We start from the raw sequence: 14,224 nt of genomic DNA, 5'->3' as shown, positions 1-14,224 counted from the left end.
TCTTGGAAATACGCTCTGAACCCCCTCCACCCCCTCCACCCGACCCAATCGCGCGGTTCTTGATGATCCGAGCCGAGGCTTCGCTTCAAAGAAGTCGGGTGTGGCTGCTTACCAGACGAGATCCAGGCGATCGAGGCCGTGGAAATGATAGACGTCCTTGACGACAGGCGGTTTCGCAATCTTCAGCCCCGGCAGCCGCTTGAAGAGGATCGGCAGGACGATATTGAGCTCCAGCCGGGCGAGCGGCGCGCCGATGCAGAAATGGATGCCGGCGCCGAAGGAGAGGTTGGGAGCCTCGTTTCGGTCGGGCTTGAAGGCGAGGGGATCGCTGAATTTCGCCGGATCGAGATTGGCGGCGGCCAGGATCATGCTCACCTTGTCACCGCGCTTGAACGCGATGCCGTCTATCTCGGCAGGCTCGAGCGCCCAGCGCTGGAAGATGTGGACGGGCGCGCAGATGCGCAGCGACTCCTCGACCGTGCGCTCGGTGGCGGCCTCGTCGCGAAAAAGCGCGGCCGGATCGTATCCGCTGTCGAGAATAATGCGCACCGAATTGCCGATCTGGTGGACCGTCGCCTCATGGCCGGCATTGAGCAGCACGATGGTCGTCGAAACGAGCTCGTCTTCCGTCAGGTACTGGCCCTTGTGCTCGGTATGGATCATATGCGTCAGGAGGTCGTCGCGCGGTTCGGCCCGGCGTTCGGCAATGACCGTCTTCACATAATCGGAAAATTCCCGTGCCGCCTGCTCGGCAGCATCTTCGTCTGCGCGGGTGCGCCCGAACATGTACATGCGCACATAGGCATGCGACCACTTGAGGAGCTGCGGCCCCATGTCTTCGGGAATGCCGATCATGCGGGCGATCATCGTCACCGGGATGATATCGGCAAAGGCCGAGAGAAGCTCGCCTTCTCCCTTGTCGGCAAAAGTATCGATCAGCCTGTTGGCAAGTTCTTCGATTTCCGGCTTCATCTTCTCGACATGGCGCGAGACGAAGGCGCGGTTGACGAGGGTGCGCAGCCGCGTGTGTTCCGGCGGCTCCAGTTCCAGCAGCGAATAGCGCTCGGCGAGATCGAAGGCGGCGATATGCGGCTCGGGCTCGGGCAGGCCGAGTTCCTCGCGGCTGGCAATATGCAGGATCTGCCGGCCGAACCGGCGGTCGCGCAGCAGCCCGTTCACATGATCGTAGCCGGTAACGAACCACTGCTTCTGCTGTTCCCAGTAGAAGGTGGGACAATGGGCATGGAGCGCGGCATAGACCGCGTTCGGGTTGCCGTAGAAGGCCGGGTCGCTGCCGTCGAGCGACACATGGCGGGTGGCTGGATCGATCTTGAGGAAGGGCGGTATCATCATGGGCAGAGGCTTAGCGGATTTGCCTTGCCTCGAAAAGATGGCGGTTTACAGCAATTCCAGCAAAAGTGTGCAGCGGTTTTGCGTCCGGAATTGCGTAAAAACAAAAGGATAGAGCATTTCCGTGGTTCGAAGAAAAACGGAAATGCCCTATCCGGCGCGCGAAAGTACACCCATGCGGCGCAATGCTTCCACCTGATCGTCGACGGTCGGCACGAGTTCGCCGGCATGGGAGTTCGGCTCGCCAGGCGCGGGTGCCGCCGCTTCTTCCTCGCCGAAGACGACCGTGCAGTTGCGGCCGGCAGCTTTCGCCGAATAGAGCGCCCGGTCGGCGGCCGACACCAGCCGGTCGATATTGGCTTCGATCGCCGAGGAAAGCGCGATGCCGACGCTGACGGTGGCGGGGATCAGTGCCTCGCCCGTGCTGACCGGTAGGCGGCAGAATTCGGCGCGGATCGATTCCGCCAGCGCTTCCGCTTCCGTCTGGTCGCGGACGGTCACGAAGGCTGCGAATTCCTCACCGCCCATGCGGCCGAAGATATTGTTCGGGATATACTGACGGGCAAGGCGGGCGAAGGCGGTGAGGACGGCATCGCCCGACTGATGGCCGAAGCGATCGTTGACGCGCTTGAAATGGTCGAGGTCGAAGAGGATGACGCCGACCTGATGCTGATCGTCATGCGCCTTTTCCTGGATCTTGTCGAAATAGCCAAGCAGTCCGCGGCGGTTCAGAACGCCGGTCAACGCATCCGTCAGTGTCAGGAGGCGCAGGTGGCGTTCCGACCGTTCCATGATGAGGCGGCAGGTGAGCGCGAAGGCGATGGTAAGCAGGAAGGCGCTGGCCATGGCGGCCGCGCCGCTGAAATTCGTCGCCTGCCCATCCGAAGGCAGAATAAGCGCCATTGTCAGCGCCACGCCGAAGCAGAGGAAGGCCTGCAGCACGAAGACGGCCATCAGCATGATGCGCGTGCGCTCGCGATGGATATCGCCGGTGGCGACCGCCATGGCAAGCGCAGTGGCGCCGGTTGCCGAGGAAAGATTGTAGAGAATGACCCGGTTGGAATAATCCTCGTTGATCCAGGGCAGGAAGACGCCTGCAAGCCAGATTGCCGGCGGCAGCAGCGCCCACCATTCCGTCTTCTTGCGGTCGAGCGCCAGGAAGCCGGCCACCCAGGCACTTTGTCCGAGCAGGGCGATGGCATTGCCGATCTCGATGGAAAGCAGGTCGGGGATTTCGCCGCGGACCGCAGCCAGCGCAAAGCCGATGCCGCTGAACAGAAAGCCGAGCCCCCAATAAAGGTAGGCACCGCTTTTCTGGTTGTGGCGCCAGGCCACGAACAGAACCAGAGCCAGCGTAAGGGCTTCGGAACACCAGATGGACAGACCTGTAGTGACATTGAACACGGCAGCAACCCCTTGAGAATTGGCCGCATCCTTGCCGAAGAAGCTCGCTGTTTGATTAATGGCACAGATCTGCGCTCGGCAATTTCGTCGATATCTGCCAGTAAGCTTTCCACCCGGTAAATACCCGTGAGATCCGTCGAGTGCGGTAAGCCTTCCTTCATCCTGTCGCAGAGAAAAACTGTGAGAGCCAAAGGTCTGGCCTCGCCGTTAACAGGCGTTTGGGAGAAACGGGATAGGGAAATGTCAAAGCCATATGTCGCGCCCGCTTCTTAACGTTATCCTTATGCGTGTCTTGAAGAGGGGGGCTGGGACACTCTATGTAGGGACAAGGCATTTTTCTTTGATTCCCGGCTTTCGCCGGAAAGACGTTAAAAGGACGCACATGAGAAACCCAGTCGATACCGCTATGGCACTCGTGCCGATGGTTGTGGAACAGACCAATCGCGGTGAACGCTCCTACGACATCTATTCCCGCCTGCTCAAGGAACGCATCATCTTCCTGACAGGCCCTGTCGAGGACCATATGGCGACACTCGTCTGCGCCCAGCTTCTCTTCCTCGAGGCCGAAAACCCGAAGAAGGAAATTGCGCTCTACATCAATTCGCCGGGCGGCGTCGTTACCGCCGGCATGGCGATCTACGATACGATGCAGTTCATCAAGCCGGCCGTTTCGACGCTTTGTATCGGTCAGGCCGCTTCCATGGGCTCGCTGCTTCTGGCCGCCGGCCACAAGGACATGCGTTTCGCCACGCCGAATTCCCGCATCATGGTCCACCAGCCTTCGGGCGGCTTCCAGGGCCAGGCATCGGACATCGAGCGTCATGCCCGCGACATCCTGAAGATGAAGCGCCGCCTCAACGAGGTCTATGTGAAGCACACGGGCCGTACCTATGAGGAAGTCGAAAAGACCCTTGATCGCGACCATTTCATGGATGCGGACGAGGCCCAGACCTGGGGCGTCATCGACAAGGTTCTGACCTCGCGCATCGAAATGGAAGGCGATCAGGCCTAGTAATTAATAGGGATGGTGTTTTCGCCGCCACAGTTCTATCCCATTTGTGATTGAACAAGGGGTTTCATCTGGCGGCGGAGACGCTAATAGTAACTATTAATGCTATGTTGAATTTTTGTGACATAGCATTCGGCATTCGAAGGGGAATTCGTTGCCGCCGGTACCCGGACATGATTGATTGGGCCCGGTTCGTACCCCCTGAAGCCCTTGTCGGCAGGAACTCCGGGTAGGGAGTGCTGCCAGGGAGCTGATTGAGTGGACCGCGATTTCGCGTTCGAAATGCGGCGTGCTGGAAGGAAAGTGATATGAGCAAGGTCAGCGGCAGCAACGGCGGCGACAGTAAGAACACCCTCTATTGTTCTTTCTGCGGAAAGAGCCAGCATGAAGTCCGGAAGCTTATTGCCGGACCGACCGTGTTCATCTGCGATGAATGCGTCGAATTGTGCATGGACATCATCCGCGAGGAGAACAAGTCCTCGATGGTCAAGTCCCGTGACGGCGTCCCCACGCCCCAGGACATCATCAAGGTCCTCGACGAATATGTCATCGGCCAGCGTCAGGCGAAGAAGATCCTGTCGGTCGCCGTTCACAACCACTATAAGCGTCTCGCGCACGCCTCCAAGAATGGCGATGTCGAATTGGCGAAGTCGAACATCATGCTGGTCGGCCCGACCGGCTGCGGCAAGACCTATCTTGCCCAGACGCTCGCCCGCATCATCGACGTTCCCTTCACGATGGCCGACGCGACCACGCTGACGGAAGCCGGCTATGTCGGTGAAGACGTCGAAAACATCATCCTGAAGCTTCTGCAGGCTGCGGACTACAATGTCGAGCGCGCCCAGCGCGGCATCGTCTATATCGACGAAGTCGACAAGATCTCCCGCAAGTCCGACAACCCGTCCATCACCCGCGACGTGTCGGGCGAGGGCGTGCAGCAGGCGCTTCTGAAGATCATGGAAGGCACGGTTGCCTCTGTCCCGCCGCAGGGCGGCCGCAAGCATCCGCAGCAGGAATTCCTGCAGGTCGACACGACGAACATCCTGTTCATCTGCGGCGGCGCCTTCGCAGGTCTCGACAAGATCATCTCGGCCCGCGGCGAGAAGACCTCGATCGGCTTCGGTGCGACCGTCAAGGCCCAGGACGACCGTCGCGTCGGCGAAGTGCTGCGCGAGCTGGAGCCGGAAGATCTGGTCAAGTTCGGCCTCATTCCGGAATTCATCGGCCGTCTGCCGGTTCTGGCGACGCTGGAAGACCTCGATGAGGATGCGCTGATCCAGATCCTGTCCGAGCCGAAAAACGCGCTGATCAAGCAGTATCAGCGTCTGTTCGAGATGGAAGACGTGGAACTGTCCTTCCACGAGGACGCGCTGCGCGAAATCGCCCGCAAGGCGATCATCCGCAAGACCGGCGCCCGCGGCCTGCGTTCGATCATGGAAAAGATCCTGCTCGACACGATGTTCGAACTGCCGGCGCTGGAAGGCGTTCGTGAAGTCGTCATCTCCGAAGAGGTCGCACGCGGCTCGGCCCGTCCGCTGTATATCTACGCCGACCGCCAGGACGAGAAGGCAAACGTTTCTGCCTGAAGCTTGAGCTGAGAACCGATATTTTAAGGGGCTTGCCTTGTGCAGGCCCCTTTCTATTTGAAAACAGGTGCCGGGCGCTGATAATAGTTGCGAGCAAGGTTGAAAACAGCCTTCGCCGATATTGCGCAAAGGATGACCCTTGGCAATGATGCTGTGATTCCGTAGCGTGTTGCTGGCGTTGTTATTTTAGGCGGTTCGGAAATGGTAAGCGTCGCTCCAGATAGGCGCTTCATTGTGTTGGCGTTCCATGTAATAAAGCTGTCACAACCGTGGAACGCGGGCGTTAACGTGGCTTGAAAAGCGTAGTCAGAACCTCCACTTGTAACAACAAGTGAGAGTGCCGGCCGGTCCCAAGCGGCCGCGCCAAAGAGCCCGGTAACGGGACGATGGAAAGGAATAAAAATGACGAAGAAAACGTCTGTAGCGAGCACCAGCACCGCCTATCCTGTTCTCCCCCTGCGCGACATCGTGGTATTCCCCCATATGATCGTCCCGCTGTTCGTCGGACGGGAAAAGTCGATCCGTGCGCTCGAAGAGGTCATGGGTTCCGACAAGCAGATCATGCTGGTCACCCAGATCAACGCTAGCGATGATGATCCGGACCCGTCTGCGATCCATCGCGTCGGTACGGTCGCAAACGTGCTGCAGCTCCTGAAGCTGCCTGACGGCACCGTCAAGGTTCTGGTCGAAGGCCGTGCCCGCGCCGAGATCGATACCTATACGAGCCGCGAGGATTTCTACGAAGCCCTCGGCCATGTGCTCGAAGAGCCGCATGACGATCCGGTCGAGCTGGAAGCCTTGTCGCGTTCCGTCGTGTCGGAATTCGAGAGCTACGTGAAGCTCAACAAGAAGATTTCGCCCGAGGTTGTCGGTGCGGCCAGCCAGATCGACGACTATTCCAAGCTCGCCGATACGGTCGCCTCGCACCTGTCGATCAAGATCACCGAGAAGCAGGAGATGCTGGAGACCACCAGCGTCAAGGCCCGCCTCGAAAAGGCGCTCGGCTTCATGGAAGGTGAGATCTCGGTCCTGCAGGTCGAAAAGCGCATCCGCTCGCGCGTCAAGCGCCAGATGGAGAAGACCCAGCGCGAATACTACCTGAATGAGCAGATGAAGGCGATCCAGAAGGAACTCGGCGACGGCGAGGAAGGCCGCGACGAGATGAGCGAACTGGAAGAGCGCATTGCCAAGACCAAGCTGTCCAAGGAAGCCCGTGAGAAGGCTGACGCGGAGCTGAAGAAGCTGCGCCAGATGAGCCCGATGTCGGCTGAAGCCACTGTCGTGCGCAACTATCTGGACTGGCTGCTCGGTATTCCCTGGGGCAAGAAGTCGAAGATCAAGGCCGATCTCAACAATGCCGAGAAGATCCTCGAAGCCGATCACTTCGGTCTCGAAAAGGTCAAGGAGCGCATCGTCGAGTATCTGGCGGTTCAGGCTCGCGCCACCAAGATCAAGGGTCCCATCCTGTGCCTCGTCGGCCCTCCGGGCGTCGGCAAGACCTCGCTCGCCCAGTCGATCGCCAAGGCAACCGGCCGTGAATATGTCCGCATGGCTCTCGGCGGCGTCCGTGACGAAGCCGAAATCCGCGGTCACCGCCGCACCTATATCGGTTCGATGCCCGGCAAGGTCATCCAGTCGATGAAGAAGGCGAAGAAGTCCAACCCGCTCTTCCTGCTCGATGAGATCGACAAGCTCGGCCAGGACTATCGCGGCGATCCGTCTTCGGCTTTGCTCGAGGTACTCGATCCGGCCCAGAACTCGACCTTCATGGACCACTACCTGGAAGTCGAATACGACCTGTCGGACGTGATGTTCATCACGACGGCGAATACGCTGAACATCCCGGCTCCGCTGATGGACCGCATGGAAATCATCCGTATCGCCGGCTACACCGAAGACGAAAAACGCGAGATCGCCAAGCGGCACCTGCTGCCGAAGGCCATCAAGGAACATGCGCTGCAGCCGAGTGAATTCTCTGTCAGCGACGATGCCCTGATGGCGATCAGCCAGCAGTACACCCGCGAAGCGGGTGTCCGTAACTTCGAACGTGAATTGATGAAGCTCGCCCGCAAGGCGGTCACCGAGATCATCAAGGGCAAGACGAAGTCGGTTCACGTCACGGCAGCGAACATCGACGATTATCTTGGCGTTCCGCGCTTCCGCCACGGCGAAGCCGAGCGCGAGGATCAGGTCGGCGTAGTCACGGGTCTTGCCTGGACGGAAGTCGGCGGCGAGCTGCTGACGATCGAAGGCGTCATGATGCCCGGCAAGGGCCGCATGACCGTCACCGGCAACCTGAAGGAAGTGATGAAAGAATCGATCTCGGCAGCGGCATCTTATGTTCGCTCGCGCGCCGTCGATTTCGGCATTGAGCCGCCGCGCTTCGACAAGAGCGACATCCACGTGCACGTGCCGGAAGGCGCGACGCCGAAGGATGGTCCGTCTGCCGGTGTCGCGATGGCAACCGCGATCGTCTCGATCATGACCGGCATTCCGGTCAACAAGGATGTGGCGATGACGGGTGAAATCACCCTGCGCGGCCGTGTCCTGCCGATCGGTGGCCTGAAGGAAAAGCTGCTCGCGGCACTGCGCGGCGGTATCAAGAAGGTGCTGATTCCTGAAGAAAATGCCAAGGATCTGGCAGAGATTCCGGACAACGTGAAGAACAACATGGAGATCATTCCGGTCTCCCGCATGGGCGAAGTGATCAAGCATGCGCTGGTCCGTCGTCCCGAGCCGATCGAGTGGGATGGCACGGTCGAAACGCCCGTCATCGCGACTGTCGAAGGGCTCGATGATGCAGGCGCAGCCATCGCTCATTGAGCTTTGGCGGCCACATTTATGCCCAATTGTTGCAAATCCTGAAAAAGGCCGGCGGAAACGCCGGCCTTTTTTGTGAAAACGTCATGTAGACGCTTGCTTTTCCTTGATTTGCAGGGTTTTTGGGTTCTCGGCGGGCCTGATGAAAGCGATTTCTGCGCCTAGCTTACAGATTGAGTTGTTTCAAACCATTTAGAAAGGGGTGGAAACATGAACAAGAATGAACTCGTGTCCGCAGTAGCCGAAAAGGCTGGACTGACGAAGTCTGACGCAGCATCTGCCGTAGACGCAGTTTTTGATGTTGTGCAGGCTGAGCTGAAGAACAAGGGCGACATCCGTCTCGCTGGCTTCGGCAGCTTCACGGTTTCTCATCGCGCTGCCACGAAGGGCCGCAACCCGTCGACCGGCGCCGAAGTCGACATTCCGGCACGCAACGTGCCGAAGTTCACGCCCGGCAAGGGCCTGAAGGACGCCGTCAACGGCTGATACGAGATTGTCCGCCGGCCGTAAACGAGAACGGCCGCGCAGGATTTCGAGGGGGTTCGGCATCGCCGGACCCCTTTTTGTTTTGGCCGCTTGCGGCATGCAGCGCTTTGTCTTACGACGGTGATGTTCTCAGGGCGGGGTGAAAGTCCCCACCGGCGGTAAGGGCTATGGCCTGAGCCCGCGAGCGCCTTCTCAAGCCTTGGTTTGGGAAGGGTCAGCAGATCCGGTGTGATTCCGGAGCCGACGGTTAGAGTCCGGATGAAAGAGAATGAGCATGGCCGCGCGCGGGCAGGGATCTGTCGGCGTCTGTGTGCTGTCGCCTCATGCGTCCTGATTTATGTTTGGTCCCTATTCCGGATGGAAGACATGAATCAGAATTCCCTTGCAGTTTCGCATTCCCGCGCCTTCGCCGGTGCAGCCTTCATGGTGCTTGGAGGCGTCGTCTTCTCGCTCCTCAATGTCGTCACCCAGTGGCTCACGATGACGCTTGCCTTCCCGGCGGCCTCCGCAGCCTTCTGGCAATATGGCTTCGCTTTTCTTTTCTCGTTGCCCTTCCTGCGCAAGGTCGGCCTTTCTGCCATGCGCACGGATTATCCCTGGCGGCATATCGTGCGCGTCGTCTTTGCCGCGCTCGGCGTCGAGGCCTGGGTCTCCGGCCTCGCTTCGGTGCCCATCTGGCAGGCGATCGCACTCGTCATGACCTCGCCCTTCTTCATCATTCTCGGCGCACGCCTTTTCCTCGGTGAACGTGTTGGCCCCGCTCGCTGGATGGCGACAGGTGTCGGCTTTATCGGCGCCATGATCATCCTCCAGCCATGGTCGGACAGCTTCACCTGGGCAGCACTTCTGCCTGTTATCTCGGCTTTGCTTTGGGGCGCCTCCTCGCTCATCACCAAGAGCCTGACCGGCATCGAGAAGCCGGAGACGATCACCGTCTGGCTGCTGGTGCTGCTGACGCCGATCAATGGTGGCCTGGCGCTCGCGGCGGGCTTTGTGGTGCCGACGGGCGCAGCACTTGCGCTCTTCCTTCTGGCGGGGCTTCTGACGGTCGTGGCGCAATATCTGCTGACGCTCGCCTATGCCAGCGCCGATGCCGCTTATGTGCAGCCCTTCGACGACCTGAAGTTGCCGCTGAATGTGTTCGCCGGCTGGCTTTTCTTCGGCTATGCGCCGGCTGGTTATCTGTGGCTGGGCGCTACGCTTATCCTCGCCGCGTCGCTCTTCATCATGCGCAGCGAGATGCGTCGCGAACGGCAGGCGGCCTGACGCAAACCGTACAAAATGTCGCAGGCTGTCATGTGTCTGTCATGGCAGTCCCGCAAAAAACCTCTGTTCGATTTTTTCGACATTGGGGGATTTTCAATGACATTGTCTTCGCGCAAGGCTGCGCTCGCTGCCGCGCTTTTCGCATCCGTTGCCTTCCCGGCAGCGGCTGAGCCGGTTTTCAACCGCATCGCCTCTTTCCCGGTCGCGACCAACCTGCCGGCCGACAAGGACAAGCTTTCGGCCACGTCGGCCGAAATTATAACCGCTTCGCAGGATGGCAACACGCTGATCTACAGCGATAGCCCGCTCGGCGCGATCGGCTTCATCGACATCATCGATGCCAAGGCACCCAAGGCCGGTGGCGCGCTGATGATGGACGGTGAGCCGACCTCGGTCACGACTGCAGCCGGCAAGGCGCTCGTCGCCGTCAACACCGGCGAAAGCAAGCAGAAGCCGTCTGGCCGTCTGGCGATCGTCGATATCGCTACGAAGAAGATCGACGCGACCTGCGATCTCGGCGGCCAACCTGATTCGATCGCCCTCAACAAGGACAGGACGCTCGGCACTATCGCGATCGAAAACGAGCGCGACGAAGAGGTCAATGACGGCAAGATCCCGCAGATGCCGGCAGGCGACCTCGTCGTCTTCCAGGTCAAGACCGACGGCACCGTCGATTGCAGCACGATCAAGCACGTCGCCCTGACCGGCCTCGCTGGCGTTGCCCCGGAGGATCCGGAGCCGGAATTCGTTGCCTTCAACAGCCAGAACGAAATCGCCCTGACCCTGCAGGAAAACAACGAGATCATCATTCTCGACGGCACGACCGGCACGGTGAAGACGCACTTTACCGCCGGCAGCGTCGACCTTTCGGGCATCGATACCAAGCGTGACGGCGCCCTGAAATTCACCGGCGAGAAGAAGGGCGTCCTGCGCGAGCCGGATGCCGTGAAGTGGCTGGACGACAACCGCCTCATCGTCGCTAACGAAGGCGATTATGAGGGTGGTTCGCGCGGCTTCACCATCTTCGACAAGACCGGCAAGGTCCTCTTCGAATCAGGCAGCTCCTTCGAGCGTGCCGTCGCCGCGCTCGGCCACTATCCGGAAAGCCGCTCCTCGTCGAAGGGCGTCGAGCCGGAAGGTCTCGAAGCGGCCAAGTTCGGCGATGACAACCTGTTCTTCCTGCTCGCCGAGCGCGCTTCCGTCGTCGGTGTCTACAAGGACACGGGCGCCGATCCGGAACTGCTGCAGATCCTGCCGTCAGGTATTTCTCCGGAAGGCGCGATCGCCATTCCGCAGCGTAACCTGCTTGCAACCGCCAACGAGCTCGACCTCGGCAAAGACGGCGGTGCGCGTTCGCACGTCATGATCTATGAGCGCGGCGAAGGCGAGAAGGCCTATCCGCATATCGTCTCCGCCGAGAAGGACGGTAACCCCATCGGCTTTGCAGCTCTTTCGGGCCTCGCCGCCGTTCCGGGCAAGCCGGGCATGCTCTACGCCGTCAGCGACAGCGTCCTCGGTTCGCAGCCGACGATCTACACGATCGACGCTACCAAGAGGCCGGCCGTCATCACCGACGCACTTGTCGTCAAGCGTGACGGCGCTCCGGCCCAGAAGCTCGACATCGAAGGCATCGCCGTTGCCGCCGACGGCTCCTTCTGGCTGGCTTCGGAAGGCTATACCGAACGCCTGGTTCCGCATGCGCTCTACAACGTCACTGCCAAGGGCGACATCAAGACCGAGATCGCTCTGCCGAAGGAACTGCTCGCCAACGAAATCCGCTACGGCTTCGAAGGTGTCACGATCATCGGCACTGGCGACGATACAACGCTGTGGATGGCCGTTCAGCGCGAGTGGAACGATGACGAGAAGGGCTTTGTGAAGCTCCTCTCCTATAACCCGAAGAAGAAGGAATGGGGCGGCGTGCGCTACCCGCTCGACAAGACCGAGAGCGGCTGGGTTGGCCTCTCCGAAATCACCGCTCAGGGCGACAGCGTCTACATCATCGAGCGCGACAACCTCGTCGGCGATGCGGCCAAGCTGAAGAAGCTCTACAAGGTCGCAATCTCCGACCTGAAGCCGGGCAAGCTCGGGGGCGAACTGCCTGTCGTCAAGAAGACGGAAGCCCATGATTTCATCGGCGACCTGAAGTCGGCCACCAATGGCTACGTGCTCGACAAGCTGGAAGGTTTCGCCTTCGACGCATCGGGCAAGGCCTATGCCGTGACCGACAATGACGGTGTGAGCGACTCCTCGGGCGAAACCCTGTTCTTCCCGGTCAACCTGACCGCCACGAACTGAGTTCGCATTCCCGTAAAATGGAAAGGCCGGGTTTTGCCCGGCCGTTTCTATCGCTCCGGCCTGACACTTTCTCCGAAGGTTGCGTCGAGCCTGAATGGTCTGTCAGAGCCTACCAGCGCTGGTGTACATGCGGGGCGATCAGCCGCTTGTAGATTTCGCGTGTCGCCGTCATGACGTCAGCCGAAAGCGGCGCGAGATCGGCAGCGGCCGCATTAGCCTTGGCCTGCTCGGCATTGCGCGCGCCGGGGATGACGACGGTGACAGCCTCAGCCATCAGGATCCAACGCAGCGCAAAGGCGGCCATGCTCACATCCGCCGGCACCAGCTTGCGCACTTCCTCGACCGCCTGCAGGCCGATCTCGAAGGGCACGCCCGAGAAGGTCTCGCCGACATCGAAGGCCTCGCCATTTCGGTTGAAGTTGCGGTGGTCGTCGCTTGCGAACTTCGTGTCGCGGGTGATCTTGCCAGAGAGCAGGCCGCTGGCGAGCGGCACGCGGGCGATGATCGCCACGTTCTTGCGGCGGGCTTCGCTGAAGAACAGATGATCGGGACGCTGGCGGAAGATGTTGTAGATGATCTGGATGCTGACGACGCCGGGATATTCGATCGCTTTCAGTGCTTCCTCGACCTTCTCGACGCTGACGCCGTAGCCCTTGATCTTGCCGGCTTTCTGCAACTCGTCCAGACCTGCGAGAACTTCCGGGCGATAGAGCACTTCTGTCGGCGGGCAGTGGAGCTGCACGAGATCGAGGCTGTCCACCTGCAGGTTCTTGAGGCTGCGGTCGATGAAGCCTTCCAGATTGGCCTTGGTGTAGCCCTCAGTGACATGCGGGTTCAGACGGCGGCCGGCCTTGGTCGCAACCATCGGACGTTCACCGCCGCGCGCTTTCAGCACATCGGCGATGATCTTTTCGGAGCGGCCGTCGCCATAGACGTCGGCGGTATCAACGAAGGTCATGCCGGCGTCGAGTGCGGCATTCAAGGCAGCGCGGCCGTCCGCTTCGCTGACATCGCCCCAGGAGCCGCCGATCTGCCACGCGCCGAAGCCGACATCGGTGACGGTAAAGGGCAGGCGGCCAAAAGCATGATGTTTCATGGAAATCCTCCGTTCGTGATGAAAGGCCCTCGCAGTAGCAGGCGCCGGGTAGGGCGGCAATTGCCGATGGCGCTTGGCTCGCCTGCTGCGATCAAATATCCTTGTCCACGACCGCTTCAACCGCAGGCGACGGAAGAACAGGAAAGATCATGGATATCAAGACTGCGGGCTCGCGCCCTTCCGCGAAGGGCCAGGCCGATTATTTCACCGGCTCAGTTCGTCTCGATCCGCTCGTCGAGGCGCCGGAGCCAGCGCGCGTGCGGGGCACTCACGTGACCTTCGAGCCAGGGGCGCGCACCGCCTGGCATACGCACCCCCTGGGGCAGACGCTGATCGTTACGTCAGGCAGAGGCCTCGCTCAGACATGGGGCGAGGAAATCAGGGAAATCCGCCCGGGTGATGTCGTGTGGTTCCCGCCGGGCGAGAAGCACTGGCATGGCGCAAGCCCCGAGACCGCCATGAGCCATATCGCCATCCAGGAAGCATTGAACGGCAGCGTCGCAGACTGGCTGGAGCAGGTCAGCGACGAGCAATATGCCGGCAAGGCCTGAGGCGGCCTCAAGGGACTTCAGGCTCTGGGAGAGCGCATGCGATTCGAGCTTTCGTTGCGAAGCTCTGTCGCGGGCAGGGACGTTTCAGGCATCACTGCGGCATCCGTGCGGGCTGCTTGTGGAAAACCTGATGCAACGGATCTGAGCTCCGTAGGCAAGGCAGAGTCGCCGATTTGCCGGGAGGATCGGGAAGGCTTTCCGAAACAATTTCAGGACTGTCATGGTTTTGTCTCCAAACCTGCTTGACACTAAAAGGCGAACCCCTTAGTTAGCCGCTCATCCCAACGGCCAGCCCGTTTGGAGAAGGTGCTCAGGCACCGGATTGCTTGAAAGAATGCGGGTGTAGCTCAGTCGGTTA

The 14,224-nt window shown here is 60.2% G+C and carries 10 protein-coding genes and 1 riboswitch; of the genes, 7 read left to right on the top strand and 3 right to left on the bottom strand.

Going from position 1 to position 14,224, the window contains the following annotated elements; genetic code table 11:
• Window positions 1–108 precede the first annotated feature (108 nt).
• Both PMI11_RS18325 and PMI11_RS18320 read right to left on the bottom strand, forming a co-directional pair.
• Window positions 109–1,353: a cytochrome P450 gene (locus PMI11_RS18325; RefSeq protein WP_007819830.1), complete on the bottom strand. Its 1,245-nt coding sequence runs from the start codon at window positions 1,351–1,353 to the stop codon at window positions 109–111.
• A gap of 147 nt (window positions 1,354–1,500) precedes the next feature.
• Window positions 1,501–2,754 carry a GGDEF domain-containing protein gene (locus tag PMI11_RS18320; RefSeq protein WP_007819827.1) on the bottom strand — a complete coding sequence of 418 codons (1,254 nt, stop codon included), beginning with the start codon at window positions 2,752–2,754 and terminating at the stop codon, window positions 1,501–1,503.
• Between the two features lie 382 nt (window positions 2,755–3,136).
• Here PMI11_RS18320 and clpP point away from each other — a divergent pair, with 382 nt between their 5' ends.
• The 6 genes from clpP to PMI11_RS18290 all read left to right on the top strand — a co-directional run bounded on the left by clpP (window position 3,137) and on the right by PMI11_RS18290 (window position 12,219).
• Window positions 3,137–3,766, top strand: a complete 630-nt coding sequence (gene clpP, locus PMI11_RS18315; protein ID WP_007819825.1) for an ATP-dependent Clp endopeptidase proteolytic subunit ClpP — start codon at window positions 3,137–3,139, stop codon at window positions 3,764–3,766.
• 305 nt (window positions 3,767–4,071) lie between these two features.
• Window positions 4,072–5,349 carry an ATP-dependent Clp protease ATP-binding subunit ClpX gene (gene clpX / locus PMI11_RS18310; RefSeq protein WP_007819824.1) on the top strand — a complete coding sequence of 426 codons (1,278 nt, stop codon included), beginning with the start codon at window positions 4,072–4,074 and terminating at the stop codon, window positions 5,347–5,349.
• Between the two features lie 402 nt (window positions 5,350–5,751).
• A complete protein-coding gene (lon, locus tag PMI11_RS18305; protein WP_007819822.1) occupies window positions 5,752–8,172 on the top strand; it encodes an endopeptidase La in 2,421 nt (806 codons plus the stop codon).
• Window positions 8,173–8,379: 207 nt separating this feature from the next.
• The gene (gene hupB / locus PMI11_RS18300) at window positions 8,380–8,655 is read left to right on the top strand and encodes a DNA-binding protein HupB (RefSeq protein ID WP_003558438.1); all 276 of its coding nucleotides are present in this window, start codon (window positions 8,380–8,382) and stop codon (window positions 8,653–8,655) included.
• Window positions 8,656–8,776: 121 nt separating this feature from the next.
• Window positions 8,777–8,929, top strand: a riboswitch (FMN riboswitch).
• 92 nt (window positions 8,930–9,021) lie between these two features.
• On the top strand, window positions 9,022–9,921 hold the full coding sequence (locus PMI11_RS18295; RefSeq protein ID WP_007819813.1) for a DMT family transporter: 900 nt from the start codon (window positions 9,022–9,024) through the stop codon (window positions 9,919–9,921).
• A gap of 81 nt (window positions 9,922–10,002) precedes the next feature.
• Window positions 10,003–12,219: an esterase-like activity of phytase family protein gene (locus PMI11_RS18290; RefSeq protein ID WP_193385617.1), complete on the top strand. Its 2,217-nt coding sequence runs from the start codon at window positions 10,003–10,005 to the stop codon at window positions 12,217–12,219.
• 109 nt (window positions 12,220–12,328) lie between these two features.
• On the opposite strand, the gene PMI11_RS18285 is transcribed toward PMI11_RS18290, so the two are convergent.
• Window positions 12,329–13,315, bottom strand: a complete 987-nt coding sequence (locus PMI11_RS18285) for an aldo/keto reductase (RefSeq protein WP_007819807.1) — start codon at window positions 13,313–13,315, stop codon at window positions 12,329–12,331.
• 149 nt (window positions 13,316–13,464) lie between these two features.
• On the opposite strand from PMI11_RS18285, the gene PMI11_RS18280 reads away from it, so the two are divergent.
• Window positions 13,465–13,866: a (R)-mandelonitrile lyase gene (locus PMI11_RS18280; RefSeq protein WP_007819806.1), complete on the top strand. Its 402-nt coding sequence runs from the start codon at window positions 13,465–13,467 to the stop codon at window positions 13,864–13,866.
• Window positions 13,867–14,224 lie beyond the last annotated feature (358 nt).

Origin of the sequence: Rhizobium sp. CF142 (genome assembly GCF_000281145.1) — a bacterium.
Taxonomy (GTDB): domain Bacteria; phylum Pseudomonadota; class Alphaproteobacteria; order Rhizobiales; family Rhizobiaceae; genus Rhizobium.
The sequence above is the reverse complement of the archived record's forward strand: the minus strand, read 5'-3'. Positions and strand labels throughout refer to the sequence as shown.

What these genes read in the sequence shown, in the direction of transcription:
- clpX (WP_007819824.1), top strand. Translation starts at nt 4,072, where the DNA reads ATGAGCAAGGTCAGCGGCAGCAACGGCGGCGACAGTAAGAACACCCTC.
- clpP (WP_007819825.1), top strand. Translation starts at nt 3,137, where the DNA reads ATGAGAAACCCAGTCGATACCGCTATGGCACTCGTGCCGATGGTTGTG.
- lon (WP_007819822.1), top strand. Translation starts at nt 5,752, where the DNA reads ATGACGAAGAAAACGTCTGTAGCGAGCACCAGCACCGCCTATCCTGTT.
- PMI11_RS18295 (WP_007819813.1), top strand. Translation starts at nt 9,022, where the DNA reads ATGAATCAGAATTCCCTTGCAGTTTCGCATTCCCGCGCCTTCGCCGGT.
- PMI11_RS18325 (WP_007819830.1), bottom strand. Translation starts at nt 1,353, where the DNA reads ATGATGATACCGCCCTTCCTCAAGATCGATCCAGCCACCCGCCATGTG.
- PMI11_RS18285 (WP_007819807.1), bottom strand. Translation starts at nt 13,315, where the DNA reads ATGAAACATCATGCTTTTGGCCGCCTGCCCTTTACCGTCACCGATGTC.
- PMI11_RS18280 (WP_007819806.1), top strand. Translation starts at nt 13,465, where the DNA reads ATGGATATCAAGACTGCGGGCTCGCGCCCTTCCGCGAAGGGCCAGGCC.
- hupB (WP_003558438.1), top strand. Translation starts at nt 8,380, where the DNA reads ATGAACAAGAATGAACTCGTGTCCGCAGTAGCCGAAAAGGCTGGACTG.